A 19,852-nucleotide genomic window follows, 5' to 3' on the forward strand; every position below is an offset into this window, starting at 1 on the left:
ATCCGGGATTTTTTGCGTAAAATGCCGGCCTTTCGTCACACCTCACGGATTTCGCGTCATGGGCACTCTTACGGTCAACCAGAACAAACTGCAAAAGCGCCTGCGCCGCCAGGCCGGTGAGGCGGTCGCTGATTTCAATATGATTGAAGACGGCGACAAGGTCATGGTCTGCCTGTCCGGCGGCAAGGACAGCTACACCTTGCTCGATGTGCTGATGCATTTGCAGAAGGTTGCGCCGATCAAGTTCGATATTGTCGCGGTGAACATGGACCAGAAGCAGCCCGGTTTCCCCGAGCATGTGTTGCCGGCCTACCTTCAATCGCTGGGCGTGGAATATCACATCGTCGAGAAGGACACCTATTCGGTGGTCAAGGAACTGATCCCGGAAGGCAAGACCACCTGCTCGCTGTGCTCACGCCTGCGTCGCGGCACGCTCTACACCTTTGCCGACCAGATCGGCGCGACCAAGATGGCCCTGGGGCACCACCGCGACGATATCGTCGAGACCTTTTTCCTGAACATGTTCTACAACGGCTCGCTCAAAGCCATGCCGCCCAAGCTGCGCGCCGATGACGGGCGCAACGTGGTGATCCGCCCGCTGGCCTACTGCAGCGAGAAAGACATCCAGGCCTATTCGGACTTCAAGCAATTCCCGATCATCCCTTGCAACCTGTGCGGCTCCCAGGAAAACCTGCAACGCCAGGTGGTCAAGGAGATGCTGCAGGAGTGGGAGCGCAAGACCCCGGGCCGCACCGAAAGCATTTTCCGCGGCTTGCAGAACGTCGTTCCGTCGCAACTGGCGGACCGCAACCTGTTCGATTTCACCAACCTGCGCATCGACGAAAGTGCCACGCCGCGATTCGTCAACGTAGTGAACCTCTGAGGAGCTCAACGGCTCCTATTCACGGCGCTCGTGGCCAGGCCACTTAGAGCGCCGTTTTCATTTCCGACCCCAGGAGAGGGCATGCGCGATTACAAGTGGCTGCACGAGTATTGTCTGAACCGCTTCGGTTCGGCGGCTGAACTGGAAGCCCACCTGCCTGTTCCCAAGACCCCAGCCCAACTGCGCAAAATCAGCGATGACCGCTACCTCTCGACCATGGCGTTGCGAGTCTTCCGCGCCGGGCTCAAGCACAGCCTGGTGGACGCCAAATGGCCGGCCTTCGAAGAGGTTTTTTTCAAGTTCGACCCGGAAAAAGTCGTGCTGATGAGCGCCGAGCACCTGGAACGGCTGATGCAGGACGCACGGATCATCCGCCATTTGGGCAAGCTCAAAAGCGTGCCGCGCAACGCGCAGTTGATACTGGACGTGGCCCATGAAAAGGGCAGCTTCGGCACGCTGATCGCCGACTGGCCGGTGACCGATATCGTGGGCCTGTGGACCTACCTGAAAAAGCACGGCCATCAACTGGGCGGCCTGTCGGCGCCGCGTTTTTTGCGGATGATGGGCAAGGACACCTTCGTGCCCAGTTATGACGTGGTAGCCGCGCTCAATGCGCAGGACATCATCGACAAAGTCCCCACCAGCTTGCGGGATCTGGCGACGGTGCAACAGGCCTTCAACCAGTGGCATGAAGAGAGTGGTGGAAGGCCGATGAGCCAGCTTTCGATGATGCTGGCGTATACCGTCAATCATTGAGACCGCATCGCGAGCAGGCTCGCTCCCACAGGGATAGTGAACGCCACACATCTCATGTGGGAGCAAAGCTTGCTCGCGATAGCGGTGAGTCAACTTACATCAATGTTGAATCTGCCTCAGTCATCGCGAGCAAGCTTTGCTCCCACAGTGGTCTGGTGGTTTCTTGCGGATTCCCTACACCCAAAATCCCTTGTGGGAGCGAGCCTGCTCGCGATAGCCATCTATCAGGCGACAGAAGGCTCGCCTTCTCCAGCCAACCGCCGATTCAACTGAAACCGCCAGCGCACATACAGCAGGGCTGAGCAGAACACCGCCACGCTCGCGGCCATTTCCAGCACGCCGAACACCTGTCGGTTCGGGTCGTAGGCCGCCAGTGCGCCTTTGATGAAGTACAGGTTCACCACAAAGCACATCCACGAATGCCCGCGGGGGCTGCCGCTGATCATGCCTGGCGCCAGTATCAGCAGCGGCACCAGCTCGATCAGCAGAATCACCCAGGGACGCGCGCCGTGCAGGTCGGCGATCAGCAGGTAATACACACAGAGCAACCCCACCAGCCCGAAAAAGCACAGCAGGCTCAGGACCCGGGCGATGCGTACCCGCGGTTCCAGCCACTGAATGGGTGGCAGGATTTTCGGCTTCTTAGCCACGGCCGTTCTCCAGCAGTAGGGCGGTTTTTGCCAGGCGCAAACCCAGTGCCCGGCACAGCGCGACTTCATGTTCGTTCAAGCCGCTTTTACCGTCGGCCCCGGCGTGATGGCTCGGGCCGTAAGGCGTGCCTCCGCCCTCGGTTTCGATCAAGGCGGACTCGCTGTAGGGCAGGCCGGTGATCAGCATGCCGTGGTGCAACAGCGGCAGCATCATCGACAGCAAGGTGGTTTCCTGGCCGCCATGCAGGCTCGCGGTGGACGTGAATACACCGGCCGGTTTGCCCACCAGTGCGCCGGTCAGCCACAGGTTGCTGGTGCCATCGAGAAAGTATTTCAGCGGCGCGGCCATGTTGCCGAAACGGGTCGGACTGCCCAGGGCCAGGCCTGCGCAGTTTCTCAGGTCATCGAGGCTGGCGTACAGCGGGCCTTGTTCGGGAATATCCGGCGATACCGCTTCGCACTCGGCGGAAATTGCCGGCACTGTACGCAACCGGGCTTCCAGCCCGGCCTGCTCGATGCCGCGGGCGATCTGCCGGGCCATTTCGTTGGTCGAGCCACTGCGGCTGTAATACAACACCAGAATGTACGGTGTGCTCACGGCAGGATCTCCAGGATCTTCTCTGGCGGGCGACCGATCACGGCCTTGTCAGCGGTTTCCAGAATCGGTCGTTCCATGAGTTTGGGGTGGGCGACGATGGCGGCGATCAATTGGGACTGGCTCAGGTTTTCATCAGCCAGGTTCAGGGTCTTGTATTCGTCCTCGCCGGTGCGCAGCAGTTGCCGGGCGCTGATGCCGAGCTTGGACAACAGGCGTTCCAACTGCGCTGCGTCGAGCGGGATTTCCAGGTAGCGGACCACGGTGGGCGTCAGGCCACGGGCTTCCAACAGTTCCAGCGCACCGCGGGATTTGGAGCAGCGCGGGTTGTGATAAAGCGTCAGATCGGTCATGAGCGGGTCGCATCTTGCGTAAGGTGGCGGCTATTCTACTGTGTCGCGAGGTACCCGGCACCTGAGACAGGCTCGTTCGAATACGGTGGGCCGCGCCGACGTTCACATTCAATACAAGGATTGGCACATGGCAAGGCGATTGACGACGGCACTGGCATTCATGGGGATTTTGTTGCTCGCCGGCTGCGGGAATGACTACGGAGTTGACCAGAACGGCCAGGCTATCGCCTCCAAACGGCTGGACAATCAGTGGGTGGTGCTCAACTACTGGGCCGAGTGGTGCGCACCGTGCCGCACCGAAATCCCCGAGTTCAACGCCCTGGCCGAACAGCTCAAGGGCCGTAACGTGGGGGTGTTCGGGGTCAACTTCGATCAGGTGCAAGGTGAGGAGCTCAAGAGCGCCAGCGAGAAGATGGGCATCCGCTTCACCGTGCTGGCCCGGGACCCGGCCGACTTTTTTGATATCCCGCGCAGCGAAGGGTTACCGGTGACTTACATCATCGACAACCAGGGTAAGGTGCGCGAGCAGATGCTGGGGGAACAGACGGCGGCGGGGGTGATGGCCAAGCTTGAGGCGTTGCAGGCGTTCAAATAACACCTGTTTTGACAGGTGAGATCCCTTGTGGCGAGGGGATTTATCCCCGCTGGGGTGCGAAGCAGCCCCAAGATCTATATGCCACCGTGGTGTGTCAGACGGAACGCAGAGGGGCTGCTGCGCAGCCCAGCGGGGATAAATCCCCTCGCCACAAGGTGCTTTATCAAGCTTGGAATAGTATCAACCTTCCTCCAACCACCACCGCAACGGCTTGCCCTGAGCTGGCCAGAAGCGCATCTGTTCGATGGGGGACACGTCCCAGCGTTCGACCTTTTCCAGCGCCCGCAAAAAGCGTGCTTCCTGCTCCATCAGCGCCGGGGCGCAGAGTTTGCGGGTGCTGCCGATCTTGCCGAAGCTCAAACGGTGGCCTTCCAGGGTGTAGGGCGCGAACCAGTGGTTACAGCCGCCGTTGCCGTAGGCCCGACCGTCGTCCCCCAGGGTAATGGTCAGGTTGCTGTAGTCCATCAAGGGCCGTTCGCCAATCCATTCCAGAATGTAGCTGCGGTTTTGCTGCAGTTGCACCGGCTCGGCAGCGCAACCCATCAGGCCGGCGCCGATCAGCGCGGTCAGGGCCAAGCGTTTCATCAGGCGGCTTCCTGGCATGTCGGGCACAGGTGTTTTTCACCGACGGTGGTCCAGCCCAGCTCGGCAATGCGCGCGGTGGCGGCCGGCTTCTGCGCCTTGACGCCGAGCTTGGCGTCGACGGCAAATTCAAAGCTCAGTTGCTTGGCGCAGCGGTCGCAGTTGACCTGCCAGGTGTGGATCGCCAACTCCCCGAACACCGGGCCGGTGGTCATGGCAGTCCATTGGCCCATGGGCTTGAGCAAGTGCCGAACGGTGTCCACGGTCAGGCGCATGGACAAGTCCTTGCTGCCTTTGAGGGTGACGAGCAGCACATCGTTGGCCTGAATCGAACCGCCGTTGCCGGTGACCTGATAACGGCCCGGCGCCAGGGCGCGGACCTCGGTCAGGGTGTGTTGCGGGTTCATCAGGGTGTAGCGGAAATCGTGTTCGGCCATGGGTCCTCCAGATAGGCGCGATATGCTAGCATGGGGCATGGCATGGAATGATCCGGATGCTGGTCAGGTGACGAAATCCACTGTGGGAGCGAGCCTGCTCGCGATAGCGGTGTGTCAGTTGACATAAATGTAAGACGATCCACCGCTATCGCGAGCAGGCTCGCTCCCACAGGGGGGTATGGGCCGAGTTCTCAGCTGTCCACCAGGTTCTGTGGGGTGCCGGCGGCCCAGGCGCCGATGTTGTCCAGGGTCGTCGCGGCGATGGCGGCCAACGCTTCATGGGTCAGGAAGGCCTGATGCGCGGTGACCACCACGTTGGGGAAGGTCAGCAGCCGAGCCAGCACATCATCCTGCAAGGGCAGGTCGGAGCGGTCCTCGAAGAACAGTTGTGCTTCTTCCTCATAGACATCCAGCCCCAAATAGCCCAACTGACCGCTTTTCAATGCCTCGATCAAGGCGGGTGTGTCCACCAGACCGCCGCGTCCGGTGTTGATCAGCATCGCGCCGCGTTGCATGGCAGCCAATGAATCGGCGTTGATCAAGTGTCGGCTCTGCTCGTTGAGCGGGCAATGCAGGCTGATGATCTGCGCTTGTGCCAGCAGGTCGGCCAGGGGCAAATAGCGCGCCCCCAAGGCTTCGACCTGCGGGTTGGGATACGGGTCATAGGCCAGCAACTGGCAGCCGAAGCCGGCCATGATCCGCGCGAACGTCGCACCGATCTGCCCGGTGCCGATCACGCCGACTGTCTTGCCCACCAGATCGAAACCGGTCAGCCCATGGAGGCTGAAATTGCCGTCCCGGGTGCGGTTGTAGGCGCGGTGCAGGCAGCGATTGAGGGCCATGATCAGCGCCACGGCGTGTTCGGCCACGGCATGTGGCGAATACGCCGGCACCCGGACGATGCTCAACCCCAGCCGTTTGGCAGCGGCCAGGTCCACATGGTTATAGCCGGCCGAGCGCAGGGCGATCAGCTGCGTGCCACCCTGTGCCAGCCGTTCCAGCACCGGGGCGCTCAGGTCGTCGTTGATGAAGGCGCACACCACTTCATGTCGTTCGGCCAGGGCCACGGTGTCGAGGTTCAGGCGTGCTGGCTGAAACTGCAGTTCAAGGTCAGCGGGTGCCGGGGCTTTACTGAAACTGTCGCGGTCGTAGGTTTGGCTGCTGAAAAGAATCACGCGCATGGCGGCCTCCTGGCATAAAAATAAACCCGTACGGTCGGGGTAGGAGCCTGGATTTTCCTTGATCCTGGGTTTTAGGCTGTTGCCCTGGATCAGGCGCTGATGCGTGCCTCGTTGGCCAGGCGGTCGATGGCACGCTCCAGTTCCTGTAGAGCGGCCTCGGCCTTGGGGTCCTGTTGTTTGAGCAGGGTCTCGCTGCGCTGGCAGGCGGCGCGCAATTGCGGCACGCCACAGTAACGAGTGGCGCCATGCAGGCGGTGGACCCGTTCGATCAGGGCGTTGTGATCATTGGCCTCGTTGGCCTGGCGAATCGCTTCGCGGTCGGCTTCCAGCGAAGCCAGCAGCATTGCCAGCATGTCCGCCGCCAGATCGGCCTTGCCGGCGGCCAGGCGCAGGCCTTCTTCGTGATCGAGCACCAACAGGTCGCTGCCGCCCTGAGCGTCGGTGCTCCGGTCCGGCGCCTGGTTGCGTAGGGCCAGGCCGGTCCACTTAAGCACCACCTGGGCCAGTTGCCGTTCGCTGATGGGCTTGGTCAGGTAGTCATCCATGCCGCTTTGCAGCAGGGCGCGTTTTTCGTTGGCCATGGCGTGGGCGGTGAGGGCGACGATCGGCAGCGGCGTACAATGACGCTCGCTTTCCCATTGGCGAATCGCCTCGGTGCTCTGGCGGCCGTCCATACCAGGCATCTGAACGTCCATCAGCACCAGGTCGAAGGTTTCCTTTTGCACCGCCTTGACCGCCGCATAACCGCTTTCCACCGCCAGCACCTTGGCGCCCATGTCTTCGAGCAACGTTTGCACCAGCAGCAGGTTGGCCGGGTTGTCGTCCACGCAAAGCACTTTGGGCGCGCGGCTGCCCACCGGCTCGTTGGGCTCGTTGCGAGGTGGGCGCGGGTTGACCAGGTCGGAAAGCGAGCGGCGCAGCTTGCGGGTGCAGGCCGGCTTGGCCTGCAATTGGCTGTGGGGGTTGGGCACGGAGAGGTGGTAAAGCGTCTGTTCAGTGGTGGGACACAGCACGAGTACCTTGCAGCCCAGATGCTCAAGATCCCAGATGTGCTGGCTGAGGCGTTCCGGCGGCATGTCGTTGCTGGTGATGCCCAGCACGGCCAGGTCGATCGCCTGGTCGGTCTGGTGGGCGACGGTCACACCGTTGGTCAGGTTTTCCAGGGTGTTGAACGGTGTCACTACCAGACCGCAGTCCTCGAGCTGGTGTTGCAGGGCCTGACGGGCCAGTTCATGGTTTTCCAGCACTGCTACGCGCCGACCCAGTAGCGGCGGGCCAGGCAAATCCTCGGCGTCGTCACGGGTCTTGGGCAGGCGCAGGCTGATCCAGAACTCCGAGCCTTCGCCCGGCGTGCTGTCCACGCCGATTTCGCCACCCATCTGCTCCACCAGGCGCTTGGAAATCACCAGGCCCAAACCGGTGCCACCCGGTTGCCGGGACAAGGAGTTGTCGGCCTGGCTGAACGCCTGGAACAGGGCCCGCACGTCCTGGTTCGACAGGCCGATACCGGTGTCTTGAATGCTGATGCGCAGTTGCACGCTGTCTTCGTGTTCGTCTTCCATCATGGCACGGGCGATGATGGTGCCTTCGCGGGTGAACTTGATCGCATTGCTCACCAGGTTGGTCAGGATCTGCTTGAGGCGCAGCGGATCGCCCACCAGCGACAGGGGCGTGTCCCTGTAGACCAGGCTCACCAGCTCCAGTTGCTTGGCGTGGGCGGCGGGGGCGAGGATAGTCAAAGTGTCTTGCAACAAGTCCCGCAGGTTGAACGGAATGTTGTCGAGCACCAGTTTGCCGGCCTCGATCTTGGAGAAGTCGAGGATCTCGTTGATGATGCCCAGCAGGCTGTCGGCGGATTTTTCAATGGTGCCCAGGTAATCGAGCTGACGCGGGGTCAATTCGCTTTTCTGCAGCAGATGAGTGAAACCGAGGATGCCGTTGAGCGGCGTACGGATTTCGTGGCTCATGTTCGCCAGGAATTCGGATTTGATCCGGCTCGCTTCCAGGGCTTCCTTGCGGGCCAGGTCCAGTTCGATGTTCTGGATCTCGATGGTTTCCAGATTCTGGCGCACGTCTTCAGTGGCCTGGTCGATGCTGTGCTGCAACTCTTCCTGGGCGTTCTGCAAGGTGCTGGCCATGCGATTGATGCCTGACGCCAGCTCATCCAGTTCCTGGCTGCCCAGTGGTGGCAGACGGGTTTCCAGGTGACCATCCTTGAGTTGCGCCACGGCTTGCTTGATCTGGCTCAGGGGGCGGTTGATCGTGCGACCCATGCGCAACGCCAGCAGTGCGGTCAGGCACAGGCCGGCGCTGATCAACAGCAGGCTGGCGAACAGGCTGCGATAACCGCGCAGTAACATGCCACTGTGGGACAACTCCAGTTCGACCCAACCCAGCAGCCGATCGGCTTCTTCGGGAATCAGCTCGCCGGCCAGGTTGCGGTGCTTGCCGAATACTGGCAGCAGGTAACGCGTGGCATCGTTGCCGGTGCGTTGCAGTAATTGGGCACTGTTGCCCTCCGGGGCGCGGTTGAGCATGGTCGGGCCGGCGTGGGCCAGCGATGTGCGATCGGGGGCCAGGAAGGTCACGGCGCGCACGTCCGCTTGCTCGAGGGATTGGGTGGCGATCCGCTCCAGCAGATCGGTGTCCTGGTGGCTCATGGCTGGGGCGACCAGCGGTGCCAGCTGTTCGGCGATCATTTCGCCTCGTTGCAACAACTGGGCGTGCAGGTCCGATTGCTGCATCCAGGTGAAGTAGCCGCCCAGGACCAGCGCCATCAGGCTGGTCGGCAAAAGGGTCAGCAACAGCACGCGGCCTTTGATTCCCAGTTTCTTGAGCACACTTTTCTCCTGCATCCAGCGGTCTGTTTGAGCTTTGCGCGCATCCGGCACGCAATACCTGCGCAGTGTAGCGACTTGCGGGCGGGCAATCTTCGTAAAATTCATGTCGCCGTGCATCGGTCTCGTGGGTTGTCGTGCCTCGGCGATACCGTCAATTCAATCAATTCTCCCTAAATCTGCATGATTGCTGAGCTGCAGCTTGCAGCCCCATTTCGTTGCTTATTCCCATAAGCCATAACCACCACACTTTGCGTGATATGGCCGCGCCGGGTTTGCCGGTATGATAGGCGCCCCCGCAGTCCGGATTGCGAATACGCCATGACCGTGCAGTACCCCACTATCGCCGATTGCGTCGGCAACACTCCGCTGGTTCGTTTGCAGCGCCTGCCCGGCGTGACCAGCAACACGCTTTTGCTCAAGCTCGAAGGGAATAACCCGGCGGGTTCGGTCAAGGACCGGCCGGCGCTGTCGATGCTCACCCGTGGCGAATTGCGCGGGCAGATTCGGCCCGGCGATACGCTGATCGAGGCGACTTCCGGGAACACCGGTATTGCCCTGGCCATGGCGGCGGCGATCAAGGGCTACAAGATGATCCTGATCATGCCCGACAACTCCAGTGCCGAGCGCAAGGCCGCGATGACCGCCTATGGCGCCGAATTGATCCTGGTGAGCAAAGACGAAGGCATGGAAGGCGCCCGGGACCTGGCCGAGCGCATGCAAGCCGAGGGTCGCGGCAAGGTGCTCGACCAGTTCGCCAATGGCGACAATCCCGAAGCCCACTACACCACCACCGGCCCCGAGATCTGGCGCCAGACCGATGGCACCATCACCCATTTCGTCAGCTCGATGGGCACCACCGGCACCATCATGGGCACCTCGCGCTATTTGAAAGAACAGAACCCGAACGTGCAGATCATCGGCCTGCAACCGATGGAAGGCGCGGCCATCCCCGGTATCCGTCGCTGGCCCGAGGAATATCTGCCGAAGATCTACCAGGCCGACCGCGTGGACCGCATTATCGACATGGCCCAGAGCGAGGCGGAGGACATCACCCGTCGTCTGGCCCGTGAAGAAGGCATCTTTTGCGGCGTGTCTTCAGGCGGTGCCGTGGCGGGCATGCTGCGCTTGTCCCAGGAAGTCGAAAACGCGGTCATTGTCGCGATCATTTGCGACCGAGGCGACCGCTACCTGTCGACCGGCATTTTCGACGCGCCCAACTGATGGCCAAGCAAGAAAGAGGTCTGCGCTTCCAGCCCAGCGGCGGAAGCCGGGCCCCGCAGGTGCCTGCCGGAAAGAAGCAGCGCTTGACCATCGAACGCTTGGCCAACGATGGGCGCGGCATTGCCTTTGTGGACGGGCGCACCTGGTTCGTGATCGGCGCCCTGGCCGGCGAAGAGGTCGAGGCGCGGGTGCTGGGGGCCCATGGCAAAGTGGTCGAGGCCCGCATAGAGCGAGTGTTTCTGTCCAGTGAAATGCGCCGTGCGGCGCCGTGCGTCCATGCCGGTCGCTGCGGCGGTTGCAGCGTCCAGCATTTGCCCCACAACGAACAGCTCGCCCTGAAACAGCGCATGCTCGCCGAGCAGTTGTCGCGGGTCGCCGACGTGCAGCCGGATGAATGGGCTGCGCCATTGAGCGGGCCGGAACTGGGTTACCGGCGTCGCGCCCGCGTGGCGGTGCGCTGGGACCAAAAGGCGAAAAAGCTCGACGTCGGATTCCGTGCCGTGGGCAGCCAGGACATCGTTGCCATCGGCGATTGCCCGGTGCTGGTACAGCCCTTGCAACCGATCATGAGCGGCTTGCCGCAGATGCTCCGTCGTTTGAGTAAACCCCAGGCGCTGGGCCATGTGGAATTGTTCGCCGGCTCGTCCCTGGCGGTGTTGCTGCGGCACATCTCGCCACTGTCGGCACCGGACCTGACGATTCTCAAGGATTTCTGCGCCGCCCACCAAGCCCAGTTGTGGCTGCAGGGTGAGGGCGAGCCGCAACCGGTCGAACCGGGACAGACGCTGGGTTATCGCCTTGACGCCTGGGACCTGGAGCTGGCTTACCGACCGGGTGATTTCATCCAGGTCAACGCCGGGGTCAACGCGGCGATGGTGGCCCAGGCACTGGATTGGCTGGCGCCCAAACCCGAGGAGCGGGTGCTGGACTTGTTCTGTGGTCTGGGCAACTTTGCCTTGCCCCTGGCCAAGGTTGTGCGCCAAGTGGTGGCGGTGGAAGGTGTACAGGCCATGGTTGACCGCGCGGCAGCCAATGCCGTCAGCAACAATTTGAATAACACTGCCTTTTTTCAGGCCGATTTATCCCAGCCGTTGTCGGGTGCCGAGTGGGTCGGCGAAGGCTTTTCTGCGGTACTCTTGGACCCACCCCGCGACGGTGCTTTCGAGGTGGTGCGCAAACTGGCATCCCTGGGCGCCAGGCGGTTGGTATATGTATCGTGCAACCCGGCAACTTTGGCCCGGGACACGGTCGAATTGATCAAGCAGGGCTACCGGTTAAAACGTGCCGGGATTCTCGATATGTTTCCTCAGACGGCACATGTCGAGGCCATGGCGTTATTTGAAGCGAGCCAGGATGGCTTGTCCGACTGACCCGTTCGTGCCAACCACCACAGCCCTGGGCGGGGGCACGGGCAACGAAGGTCAGCGTTATTGACGCATTGAATCTGCGTCATAGGGAAGGTATGTAAAGATGGTACAGGTGAGAGCACACCAGCCGATCAACACCGACGGCAGTATCAATCTCGAGGCTTGGCTCGATCACGCGGTCAGTATCGACACGGCACTGGATCGCGAAGCCTTGAAAGAAGCCTGTGAGTTCGCGCGTGAAGCGGAACAGCAGCACAACGCGGCGAAGAACCTCTGGTCCGAAGGCACCTCGAGTTTTCAGACGGGCCTTGAGATCGCCGAAATCCTTGCCGACCTCAAGCTCGACCAGGATTCCCTGGTAGCTGCGGTGCTTTACCGTGGTGTGCGCGAAGGGCAGATCCAATTGCCGGTGGTCAGCCAGCGCTTCGGCACGGTGGTCGCCAAGCTGATTGACGGTGTGCTGCGCATGGCGGCGATCAGTGCCAGTCTCAGTCCGCGCCAGTCCATGGTCCTGGGCACCCAAGGCCAGGTGGAGAACCTGCGCAAGATGCTGGTGGCCATGGTCGACGACGTGCGCGTCGCACTGATCAAACTGGCCGAACGAACCTGCGCGATCCGCGCGGTGAAGTCCGCCGACGACGAAAAGCGCAACCGCGTCGCCCGGGAAGTGTTCGATATCTACGCGCCACTGGCCCATCGCCTTGGCATCGGCCATATCAAGTGGGAGCTGGAGGACCTGTCCTTCCGCTACCTGGAGCCCGACCAGTACAAGCAGATCGCCAAGTTGCTGCATGAGCGGCGCCTGGATCGCGAGCGTTTCATCACGGATGTGATGACCCAGTTGCGGGAAGAATTGCAGGCCACCGGCGTGGAGGCCGACATCAGCGGCCGGGCCAAGCACATCTATTCGATCTGGCGCAAAATGCAGCGCAAAGGCCTGGAGTTCAGCCAGATCTACGACGTCCGCGCTGTTCGCGTACTGGTCCCGGAAATGCGCGACTGCTACACCGCGCTGGGTATCGTGCACACCTTGTGGCGGCACATTCCCAAGGAGTTCGACGACTACATCGCCAACCCGAAGGAAAACGGCTATCGCTCGCTGCACACGGCGGTGATCGGCCCGGAGGGCAAGGTGCTGGAAGTGCAGATTCGCACCCACGCCATGCACGAGGAAGCCGAGCTTGGGGTTTGCGCCCATTGGAAATACAAGGGCACCGACGTCAAGTCGGGCTCCAACCACTACGAAGAGAAAATCTCCTGGCTGCGTCAGGTGCTCGAGTGGCATGAAGAACTCGGTGACATTGGCGGTCTGGCCGAACAACTGCGGGTCGATATCGAACCGGATCGGGTCTATATCTTCACCCCTGACGGCCACGCCATCGACCTGCCCAAGGGTGCCACGCCGCTGGACTTTGCCTATCGGGTCCACACCGAGATCGGCCACAACTGCCGTGGCGCCAAGATCAACGGGCGGATCGTGCCGCTCAACTACAGCCTGCAAACCGGTGAGCAGGTCGAGATCATCACCAGTAAACACGGCACACCGAGCCGCGACTGGCTGAACCCGAACCTGGGCTACATCACCACATCGCGAGCACGGGCGAAAATCGTTCACTGGTTCAAGTTGCAGGCTCGCGACCAGAACGTCGCCGCCGGCAAGACCCTGCTCGAGCGCGAACTCAGTCGCCTGGGTCTGCCGCAGGTGGATTTCGACAAGCTGGCCGAAAAGGCCAACATGAAAACCGCCGAAGACATGTTCGCCGCTCTCGGTGCCGGCGACTTGCGCCTGGCGCAACTGGTCAACCTGGCTCAGCAACTGGTGGAGCCGGAGCGCGGCAACGAGCAGTTGGAACTGATCCCGCGCAAGGCCACCGGCTACAAGCCCGGCAAGCGCGGCGACATCCAGATCCAAGGCGTGGGCAACCTGATGACCCAGATGGCCGGCTGCTGCCAGCCGTTGCCTGGGGATGCGATCGTCGGCTACATCACCCAAGGCCGTGGGGTGAGCATTCACCGCCAGGACTGTGCTTCGGTGCTGCAACTGGCCGGCCGTGAGCCAGAGCGGATCATCCAGGTCAGTTGGGGCCCGGTGCCGGTGCTCACCTACCCGGTGGACATCATCATTCGCGCCTACGACCGTTCCGGCCTGCTGCGTGACGTGTCCCAGGTGTTGCTGAACGAGCGGATCAACGTGTTGGCGGTCAACACCCGTTCGAACAAGGAAGACAACACGGCGCTGATGTCCCTGACCATCGAGATTCCGGGGCTGGATGCGCTGGGGCGGTTGCTGGGGCGGATTTCCCAACTGCCGAACATCATCGAGACCCGGCGTAATCGGACGCCGGGGTGATCCCATAACTAATTGTGGGAGCGGGCTTGCTCGCGAAGACGATGTGTCAGTCGAAATCAATGTTGTCTGATATACCGCTTTCGCGAGCAAGCCCGCTCCCACAGGGTTTTGTGTGATGAGACGATTTAATGCATAGCCTTGAAGACCTGCTCCATCTGATGAACCGTCTGCGCGACCCGCAGTACGGCTGCCCGTGGGACATCAAGCAAACCTACGAAACCATCGTTCCCCATACCCTGGAAGAAGCCTATGAAGTGGCCGATGCCATCGAGCGCGGCGACTTCGATCACTTGCAGGGTGAACTGGGTGACCTGTTGTTTCAGGTGGTGTATTACAGCCAGCTGGCGCGGGAGGAAAACCGCTTCGAATTCGCCGGAGTGGTCGACAGCATCACCCGCAAGCTGATTCGTCGACACCCTCATGTGTTCCCTACCGGTGATCTGTATGCGCCGATGGACTTGCCGCGATTGAGCGAAGAGCAGGTCAAGCAACGCTGGGAAGAGATCAAGGCCGAGGAACGGGCCGAGAAGGCCGCCGCGCCCGAGCAGTTATCGCTGCTCGACGATGTACCGGTGGCGCTGCCGGCGCTGTCCCGTGCGGCGAAGCTGCAAAAGCGTGCGGGGCAGGTCGGTTTCGACTGGCCGGGCCCGTTGCCGGTGCTCGACAAGGTCCGGGAGGAGTTGGACGAAGTCCTCGAAGCGATGGCTGACAACGATTCGGTGGCCATCAGCGATGAGATCGGCGACCTGCTGTTCAGCGTAGTGAACCTGGCCCGGCACCTGAAAATCGACCCGGAAACGGCCCTGCGTGACGCCAATGGGAAATTCGAGCGACGTTTCCGATTTATCGAACAGGCATTGCGCGACACCCACCGTCCCATGGAAGATTGCACCCTCGAAGAGTTGGACGCCTTATGGGGCGAAGCCAAACGTCAGGAAAAGAATTTGCCCAGCTGTGGCTGAGGCTGTTGCCTAAGTGAGTAAGCACCATGAGCCTTTCCCTTCGCGACCAGTTGCTCAAAGCAGGGCTGGTCAACCAAAAGCAGGCCAAGCAGGTCGGCAAAGAGAAACAGAAACAGCAGCGCCTGGCCCATAAGGGGCAGATCGAACTGGATGACTCCCAGCAGCGTGCCGCCCAGGAGGCGATGGCCGAGAAGGTCAAGCGCGATCAGGAACTCAACCGTCAGCAGCAGGAAAAAGCCGAGCAGAAAGCCCGAGCCGCGCAGATCAAGCAACTGATCGAAGTCTCGCGTTTGCCGAAGCTGACCACTGAGGACTATTACAACTTTGTTGACGACAAGAAGGTCAAGCGCATCTCGGTCAACACGCTGATGCGCAACAAGTTGAGCAGCGGCTCGCTGGCGATCGTCCATCATGCCGGCGGCTACGAAGTGATCCCGCGCGAAGCGGCCCTGAAAATCCAGGAGCGCGATCCCAAGCGCATCGTGCAGCTCAATACCCAGACCGAAGAAGTGGACGCGGATGATCCGTATGCGGCGTATCAGATCCCTGATGATTTGATGTGGTAAGCCCGGTGCAATGCCAGTGAGCTAAACACAAACCTGTGGGAGCCGAGCTTGTGTGGGAGCCGAGCTTGCTCGCGATGGCGGCGTGTCAGTCAGTACATCACCTGGCTGATATACCGCCATCGCGAGCAAGCTCGGCTCCCACAGGGGCTGTGGTGTTCTTACGATCCCGCCGCCTCACCCGAGCGCTGCCTTTCCTGGCATTCCAGCTCGGCCTTATAGCTATTGGCATCCGTCTCGGAGTGGAACATCCCCACCAACAGGTCCTGTTGATGCACATCCCAGATGCGGATACCGGCGGCAATACCTTCATGGGACATGTGAGCGTCATCGCGTTCAGTTACTTTCACAGTCATCTTGCAAGCTCCAATCTCTGTTATCTGCAGCAAGGCGTGTGCAGGACTTTGTTATAGATTTGGGTAGCCGGCTAAGTAAATGCCTGGGTGTGTTAAGAAAATTTCATGAAAAGCGCAATGATTCTGCAGACCAAGGGCTGTGCGGCGCTTGGTCGCAGGGGTGGGTTTGATGAAGAAGGTTTCATGCTGCAGGAATGAACGCAGCCCCCCTGTGGGAGCGGGGTGTTCATGGAATCCGGGCATAAAAAAGCCCCGCATTTGCGGGGCTTCTTTTTATCGGCGTCGGTCAGCTGCCTTTCACAGCCTTGCCGTTAACCGTACCGTCCTGGAGCATGATGTTGTACTCCTTGCCGTCGGTCTCGACCTGTTGCAGGCGTACCAGCAGGTAATCCCAATCCTTGGCGAACCAGAGCACCGTGATGCGTTTGCTTTTTGTCGGGTCGCGCACGCGCTCGACCTTGATCGCATCGATTTGGCCGGCCTTGGTGTCGACCTTCTCTGGGCCCAGTACGCGGAAGTCGTAGGTGTCGATCTCGCCATCATCGACAACCTGATAGCTCATGCTTTTCTTGCCGGCCGCGACGTCGTGCTGCAGGGCCAACTGATACGTGGATTTATCGACCATGCCACGGTTGAGTGGCAGTTTGACCGGATCGCCGCGATCGGTGCCGGTGACCATCTTGGTGTTCCAGTCGAAATCCAGGTCGGCTTTCTTGGCCTTGCCCAAGCCGCCACGTTCAAAGTGGTAGGACTGTGGCAGCAGCGTGTCCTTGTCCAGGGTCAGGGTGCTTTCTTCCGTCAGGCTGGCGATCATCATCGAAGCCTTGAAGCTCAGCTTCCAGGTGCCGTTGGCCTCTTTGGTCAGGCTGCGCTCGGCGGTGCCGCTCATGGGCAGCTGTTTCCAGTCGGCGGTGTAGCTGGCGGAGAACGGTTGAAGGTCTGCGGCCTGTGCCAGGGGCAGGGCAAGCAGAGCGCAAGCGAAGAGCAGGGCGCGACGCATAAAATCTCCTAGTATCGAATCAAATGGCCGCTGGCGGCGAGCAACTGGCCGTCCAGTGAGGCACCGCGATCGTCGAGGGTCAGCCGGCCTTCGGCAAACCAACGCACGGCCATCGGGTAGATCTGGTGTTCCCGGGCGTGAACCCGTTGGGCCAGGCTTTGCGGCGTATCGTGCAACTCTACCGGTATTACTGCCTGTACGACCAGTGGTCCGCCATCGAGTTCCTCGGTGACGAAGTGCACCGAGCAGCCATGCTCCGTGTCTCCGGCCTCCAGCGCGCGCTGGTGAGTGTGTAACCCTTTGTATTTGGGCAGCAGCGATGGATGGATATTGAACAGGCGGCCCTGGTAGTGACGCACGAAGCCGGCGCTGAGGATGCGCATGAAGCCGGCCAGAACCACCAGTTGCGGATTGAACGTGTCGATCTGTTCGATCAGCGCGGCATCGAAGGCTTCGCGGCCATCGAACGCTTTGTGATCCAGGACGCGGGTGTCGATCCCCGCGTCCCTGGCGCGTTGCAGGCCGTAGGCATCGGCGCGGTTGGAAATCACCGCGCGGATGCGGACCGGGCTATCGCCGGTCCGCGTGCTGTCGATCAGGGCCTGCAAGTTGCTGCCGGTGCCGGACAACAGCACCACGACATCACAGGTTGCAGGCTTCTGTTCTTGCATCAGTGAGCCTTAAGGTTTTTCAGCTCGACCTGGGCAGCGCCTTCGGCGGCGGTACTGATCTGGCCGATGACCCAAGGTTGCTCGCCGGCTTCACGCAGTACATTCAGGGCCGTTTCAACGTGCTCCTGGGCTACGCAGATCACCATGCCCACGCCGCAGTTCAGCACGCGGTGCATTTCGGTTTCATCGACGTTGCCTTTCTCTTGCAGCCAGTCGAACACGGCCGGACGGGTCCAGCTCGCCACGTCGACCACCGCCTGGGCGCCTTTTGGCAGTACGCGCGGAATGTTGTCCAGCAGGCCGCCACCGGTGATGTGGGCCATGGCCTTGACGGCGCCAGTGTCCTTGATCAGCTTGAGCAGCGGCTTGACGTAGATGCGGGTTGGGGCCATCAGCAGGTCGGCCAGTGGCTTGCCATCGAGTTGGGTGTTTTCGATGTCGGCGCCCGAGACTTCGATGATCTTGCGGATCAACGAATAACCGTTGGAGTGCGGGCCGGACGATGGCAGGGCGAGCAGGGCATCGCCAGCGGCGACTTTCGAACCGTCGATGATTTCGGATTTTTCCACGACGCCAACGCAGAAGCCGGCCAGGTCGTAGTCTTCGCCTTCGTACATGCCTGGCATTTCAGCGGTTTCGCCGCCGACCAGGGAGCAGCCGGACAGCTCGCAGCCAGCACCGATGCCGGTGACAACCTGAGCAGCGGTGTCGACGTTGAGTTTGCCGGTGGCGTAGTAGTCGAGGAAGAACAGCGGCTCGGCGCCGCAAACCACCAGGTCGTTCACGCACATGGCCACCAGGTCGATGCCGATGCTGTCGTGCTTGTTCAGGTTCAGGGCCAGACGCAGCTTGGTGCCGACGCCGTCAGTGCCCGAAACCAGCACCGGTTGTTTGTAGCCGGCCGGGATCTCGCAGAGGGCGCCGAAACCGCCCAGGCCGCCCATGACTTCCGGGCGCGCAGTGCGCTTGGCGACGCTCTTGATGCGTTCGACCAATGCTTCACCGGCGTCGATGTCTACACCGGCGTCCTTGTAGCTCAGGGAGGGTTGCTTGCTCATGATCCAGGCCTTTAGGGGGGATTTCTGGGTAACGACCGACCGCCGGGGCCATTGAATAACCGTTGTACGAATTATTCCGGGTGCCCAGCCATTGCCGGTCTGCGAAGGCGCGCGATTTTATCAGGCTTGAGGGGCAGCGGCCATCCTCGCGCCGACGGGCAGGGACATATCCTTGGAAAAAAACCGATATTTCTCCTATTGGTGCTGCGCCATGCGTCTGTATAAGGTGTAGCGGTAACCGGCTATGGTGATGACAGTGCGAAACTTCCAGCGGGCGTGTGAATGTTTTGCCAGGTGCTGTGGTCACAGCCATGCTCATTTTCTTCACACGGCCTGTTCCAGCCGTTATGTCCGGGAATCTTCCATGCGTTTTTTCAAACTCTTGTCTGTGGGTTGCCTGTCGTTGATCAGCGTGGCGAGCCATGCCGAAAACCTCAATAACCTCTATCAGGTGCTCGAGCCGGTCAGCAGCCAGGCCCCGCAAGAGCGTGACCAGGCGACTCTGCGCGCCCTCGACACGCTGGTGCTGCGCCTGACCGGCGATGCCAAGGCCGCCCAGAATCCCGGTCTGGCGGCGATCCGCAAGGACCCTCAGCAGATCATTCTTCAATATGGTTACGATGCCGGGCCGCCGGAAAGCCTCAAGGTGGATTTCGATCCAGCGAGCACTGACCGGGCCTTGCGCTCGGCGGGCTTGTCGCTGTGGGGCGCGAATCGGCCTGCGATTCTGGGCTGGTGGCTGAACGACTCGGCTGAAGGTTCCAATCTGGTGGGCGATGGCCAGGGCAGTGCCGAGCCACTGCGCCGCGCCGCCCAGCACCGTGGCCTGCCGCTGCACCTGCCCCTGGCGGATTTGAGCGAGCAGATCGTTGCTACCGCGCCAAACCTGGAAGGCAGTGACCCGGCCCCGCTGCGCGAAGCATCGCAGCGTTATGGCGCAGACGCCTTGTTGGCGGTCCATGCCAAGGAAGAGGGCGGCCAATGGCAGGCGACCTGGCGCTTGTGGCAGGGTGACCAGCGCGAGCAGGGCAATGCCCAGGGCGCCGACCCTGCCGCCCTGGCTGATGCGGTGATGCTGGCGGTGAGCCAACGCCTGGCGCCGCGTTTCGTTACCAAGCCGGGCGTGGCCACCGAGCAACTGCTGGAAGTGCAGGGCATGAACCTGGAACGTTATGCGGCGCTTGGGCGTTTGCTCGAGCCGTTCGGTGGGCAGTTACAGCGGGTTGAAGGGGACCGGATCATTTATCGGGTCAACGGCAGCGCCGAACAGTTAAAAGCGCAATTGGCCCTGGCGAAACTGCAGGAAATTCCTGCCGGCGAAGCCGTCGCGCCAGTGCCTGTGGCCCAGCCAGCCGCTGATGGCTCAATTCCGGCCGCCGCGCCATCGCCTGAGCCGACGGCCAACCTGCGGTTTCGCTGGTAGTTTTTCTTT

At 61.3% G+C, this 19,852-nt stretch carries 20 protein-coding genes; 9 read left to right on the forward strand and 11 right to left on the reverse strand.

Features of this window, described 5'->3' with window-relative positions:
* Positions 1–58: 58 nt before the first annotated feature.
* Positions 59–883 carry a tRNA 2-thiocytidine(32) synthetase TtcA gene (gene ttcA / locus BMY45_RS24895; protein WP_076383752.1) on the forward strand — a complete coding sequence of 275 codons (825 nt, stop codon included), beginning with the start codon at positions 59–61 and terminating at the stop codon, positions 881–883.
* An 81-nt stretch (positions 884–964) separates the two neighbouring features.
* A complete protein-coding gene (locus tag BMY45_RS24900) occupies positions 965–1,639 on the forward strand; it encodes a DNA-3-methyladenine glycosylase I (protein WP_092402720.1) in 675 nt (224 codons plus the stop codon).
* A 224-nt stretch (positions 1,640–1,863) separates the two neighbouring features.
* Here the strand turns inward: BMY45_RS24900 and BMY45_RS24905 are convergent, their stop codons facing one another.
* The 3 genes from BMY45_RS24905 to arsC are packed head-to-tail and all read right to left on the reverse strand — an operon-like array spanning position 1,864 to position 3,237.
* Positions 1,864–2,289: a DUF2069 domain-containing protein gene (locus BMY45_RS24905; protein WP_092402722.1), complete on the reverse strand. Its 426-nt coding sequence runs from the start codon at positions 2,287–2,289 to the stop codon at positions 1,864–1,866.
* Positions 2,282–2,887: an NAD(P)H:quinone oxidoreductase gene (gene wrbA, locus BMY45_RS24910; RefSeq protein ID WP_092402724.1), complete on the reverse strand. Its 606-nt coding sequence runs from the start codon at positions 2,885–2,887 to the stop codon at positions 2,282–2,284. Before wrbA ends, BMY45_RS24905 begins: the two co-directional genes overlap by 8 nt.
* A complete protein-coding gene (gene arsC / locus BMY45_RS24915) occupies positions 2,884–3,237 on the reverse strand; it encodes an arsenate reductase (glutaredoxin) (RefSeq protein WP_092402726.1) in 354 nt (117 codons plus the stop codon). Before arsC ends, wrbA begins: the two co-directional genes overlap by 4 nt.
* A 127-nt stretch (positions 3,238–3,364) precedes the next feature.
* Between arsC and BMY45_RS24920 the strand changes: the two genes are divergently transcribed.
* Complete coding sequence (locus BMY45_RS24920) at positions 3,365–3,832, forward strand: TlpA disulfide reductase family protein (RefSeq protein ID WP_092402728.1); 468 nt, start codon at positions 3,365–3,367, stop codon at positions 3,830–3,832.
* Between the two features lie 180 nt (positions 3,833–4,012).
* Here BMY45_RS24920 and BMY45_RS24925 read toward each other — a convergent pair whose 3' ends face one another.
* The 4 genes from BMY45_RS24925 to BMY45_RS24940 all read right to left on the reverse strand — a co-directional run bounded on the left by BMY45_RS24925 (position 4,013) and on the right by BMY45_RS24940 (position 8,872).
* Positions 4,013–4,417 (reverse strand): META domain-containing protein, encoded by a 405-nt coding sequence (locus BMY45_RS24925; protein ID WP_092402730.1) that lies wholly within the window; start codon positions 4,415–4,417, stop codon positions 4,013–4,015.
* Positions 4,417–4,851: a hypothetical protein gene (locus BMY45_RS24930; protein WP_047228735.1), complete on the reverse strand. Its 435-nt coding sequence runs from the start codon at positions 4,849–4,851 to the stop codon at positions 4,417–4,419. Before BMY45_RS24930 ends, BMY45_RS24925 begins: the two co-directional genes overlap by 1 nt.
* Before the next feature lie 191 nt (positions 4,852–5,042).
* A complete protein-coding gene (locus BMY45_RS24935) occupies positions 5,043–6,032 on the reverse strand; it encodes a 2-hydroxyacid dehydrogenase (RefSeq protein WP_092402732.1) in 990 nt (329 codons plus the stop codon).
* Between the two features lie 89 nt (positions 6,033–6,121).
* Positions 6,122–8,872 (reverse strand): response regulator, encoded by a 2,751-nt coding sequence (locus BMY45_RS24940; protein ID WP_092402734.1) that lies wholly within the window; start codon positions 8,870–8,872, stop codon positions 6,122–6,124.
* 318 nt (positions 8,873–9,190) lie between these two features.
* Between BMY45_RS24940 and cysM the strand changes: the two genes are divergently transcribed.
* From cysM to BMY45_RS24965, 5 genes are all read left to right on the forward strand, one after another.
* Entirely contained in the window at positions 9,191–10,093 is a 903-nt protein-coding gene (gene cysM, locus BMY45_RS24945; RefSeq protein ID WP_092402736.1) for a cysteine synthase CysM, read from the forward strand.
* Complete coding sequence (gene rlmD / locus BMY45_RS24950) at positions 10,093–11,463, forward strand: 23S rRNA (uracil(1939)-C(5))-methyltransferase RlmD (RefSeq protein ID WP_092402738.1); 1,371 nt, start codon at positions 10,093–10,095, stop codon at positions 11,461–11,463. The genes cysM and rlmD overlap by 1 nt, the downstream gene beginning before the upstream one ends.
* Positions 11,464–11,563: 100 nt before the next feature.
* The gene (gene relA, locus BMY45_RS24955; protein WP_047228731.1) at positions 11,564–13,810 is read left to right on the forward strand and encodes a GTP diphosphokinase; all 2,247 of its coding nucleotides are present in this window, start codon (positions 11,564–11,566) and stop codon (positions 13,808–13,810) included.
* A gap of 128 nt (positions 13,811–13,938) precedes the next feature.
* Positions 13,939–14,772: a nucleoside triphosphate pyrophosphohydrolase gene (gene mazG, locus BMY45_RS24960; protein ID WP_092402740.1), complete on the forward strand. Its 834-nt coding sequence runs from the start codon at positions 13,939–13,941 to the stop codon at positions 14,770–14,772.
* Positions 14,773–14,798: 26 nt separating this feature from the next.
* Complete coding sequence (locus tag BMY45_RS24965; protein WP_030142404.1) at positions 14,799–15,338, forward strand: DUF2058 domain-containing protein; 540 nt, start codon at positions 14,799–14,801, stop codon at positions 15,336–15,338.
* Positions 15,339–15,496: 158 nt separating this feature from the next.
* On the opposite strand, the gene BMY45_RS24970 is transcribed toward BMY45_RS24965, so the two are convergent.
* From BMY45_RS24970 to purM, 4 genes are all read right to left on the reverse strand, one after another.
* Positions 15,497–15,691, reverse strand: coding sequence for a hypothetical protein (locus tag BMY45_RS24970; protein ID WP_092402742.1), 195 nt, complete (start codon positions 15,689–15,691; stop codon positions 15,497–15,499).
* A gap of 286 nt (positions 15,692–15,977) precedes the next feature.
* Positions 15,978–16,691, reverse strand: coding sequence for a DUF3108 domain-containing protein (locus BMY45_RS24975; RefSeq protein WP_047228728.1), 714 nt, complete (start codon positions 16,689–16,691; stop codon positions 15,978–15,980).
* Between the two features lie 8 nt (positions 16,692–16,699).
* Positions 16,700–17,362, reverse strand: a complete 663-nt coding sequence (gene purN, locus BMY45_RS24980) for a phosphoribosylglycinamide formyltransferase (RefSeq protein ID WP_092402744.1) — start codon at positions 17,360–17,362, stop codon at positions 16,700–16,702.
* Entirely contained in the window at positions 17,362–18,420 is a 1,059-nt protein-coding gene (gene purM / locus BMY45_RS24985; protein ID WP_092402746.1) for a phosphoribosylformylglycinamidine cyclo-ligase, read from the reverse strand. Before purM ends, purN begins: the two co-directional genes overlap by 1 nt.
* A gap of 364 nt (positions 18,421–18,784) precedes the next feature.
* Here purM and BMY45_RS24990 point away from each other — a divergent pair, with 364 nt between their 5' ends.
* Positions 18,785–19,843 (forward strand): DUF2066 domain-containing protein, encoded by a 1,059-nt coding sequence (locus BMY45_RS24990; RefSeq protein ID WP_092402748.1) that lies wholly within the window; start codon positions 18,785–18,787, stop codon positions 19,841–19,843.
* Positions 19,844–19,852 lie beyond the last annotated feature (9 nt).

The organism is Pseudomonas sp. NFACC39-1 (genome assembly GCF_900110355.1).
Classification (GTDB): Bacteria; Pseudomonadota; Gammaproteobacteria; order Pseudomonadales; family Pseudomonadaceae; genus Aquipseudomonas; species Aquipseudomonas tehranensis.

What these genes read in the sequence shown, in the direction of transcription:
- ttcA (WP_076383752.1), top strand. Translation starts at nt 59, where the DNA reads ATGGGCACTCTTACGGTCAACCAGAACAAACTGCAAAAGCGCCTGCGC.
- purM (WP_092402746.1), bottom strand. Translation starts at nt 18,420, where the DNA reads ATGAGCAAGCAACCCTCCCTGAGCTACAAGGACGCCGGTGTAGACATC.
- BMY45_RS24925 (WP_092402730.1), bottom strand. Translation starts at nt 4,417, where the DNA reads ATGAAACGCTTGGCCCTGACCGCGCTGATCGGCGCCGGCCTGATGGGT.
- purN (WP_092402744.1), bottom strand. Translation starts at nt 17,362, where the DNA reads ATGCAAGAACAGAAGCCTGCAACCTGTGATGTCGTGGTGCTGTTGTCC.
- mazG (WP_092402740.1), top strand. Translation starts at nt 13,939, where the DNA reads ATGCATAGCCTTGAAGACCTGCTCCATCTGATGAACCGTCTGCGCGAC.
- rlmD (WP_092402738.1), top strand. Translation starts at nt 10,093, where the DNA reads ATGGCCAAGCAAGAAAGAGGTCTGCGCTTCCAGCCCAGCGGCGGAAGC.
- BMY45_RS24900 (WP_092402720.1), top strand. Translation starts at nt 965, where the DNA reads ATGCGCGATTACAAGTGGCTGCACGAGTATTGTCTGAACCGCTTCGGT.
- BMY45_RS24935 (WP_092402732.1), bottom strand. Translation starts at nt 6,032, where the DNA reads ATGCGCGTGATTCTTTTCAGCAGCCAAACCTACGACCGCGACAGTTTC.
- BMY45_RS24920 (WP_092402728.1), top strand. Translation starts at nt 3,365, where the DNA reads ATGGCAAGGCGATTGACGACGGCACTGGCATTCATGGGGATTTTGTTG.
- BMY45_RS24965 (WP_030142404.1), top strand. Translation starts at nt 14,799, where the DNA reads ATGAGCCTTTCCCTTCGCGACCAGTTGCTCAAAGCAGGGCTGGTCAAC.
- BMY45_RS24930 (WP_047228735.1), bottom strand. Translation starts at nt 4,851, where the DNA reads ATGGCCGAACACGATTTCCGCTACACCCTGATGAACCCGCAACACACC.
- cysM (WP_092402736.1), top strand. Translation starts at nt 9,191, where the DNA reads ATGACCGTGCAGTACCCCACTATCGCCGATTGCGTCGGCAACACTCCG.
- BMY45_RS24970 (WP_092402742.1), bottom strand. Translation starts at nt 15,691, where the DNA reads ATGACTGTGAAAGTAACTGAACGCGATGACGCTCACATGTCCCATGAA.
- BMY45_RS24990 (WP_092402748.1), top strand. Translation starts at nt 18,785, where the DNA reads ATGCGTTTTTTCAAACTCTTGTCTGTGGGTTGCCTGTCGTTGATCAGC.
- BMY45_RS24975 (WP_047228728.1), bottom strand. Translation starts at nt 16,691, where the DNA reads ATGCGTCGCGCCCTGCTCTTCGCTTGCGCTCTGCTTGCCCTGCCCCTG.
- arsC (WP_092402726.1), bottom strand. Translation starts at nt 3,237, where the DNA reads ATGACCGATCTGACGCTTTATCACAACCCGCGCTGCTCCAAATCCCGC.
- relA (WP_047228731.1), top strand. Translation starts at nt 11,564, where the DNA reads ATGGTACAGGTGAGAGCACACCAGCCGATCAACACCGACGGCAGTATC.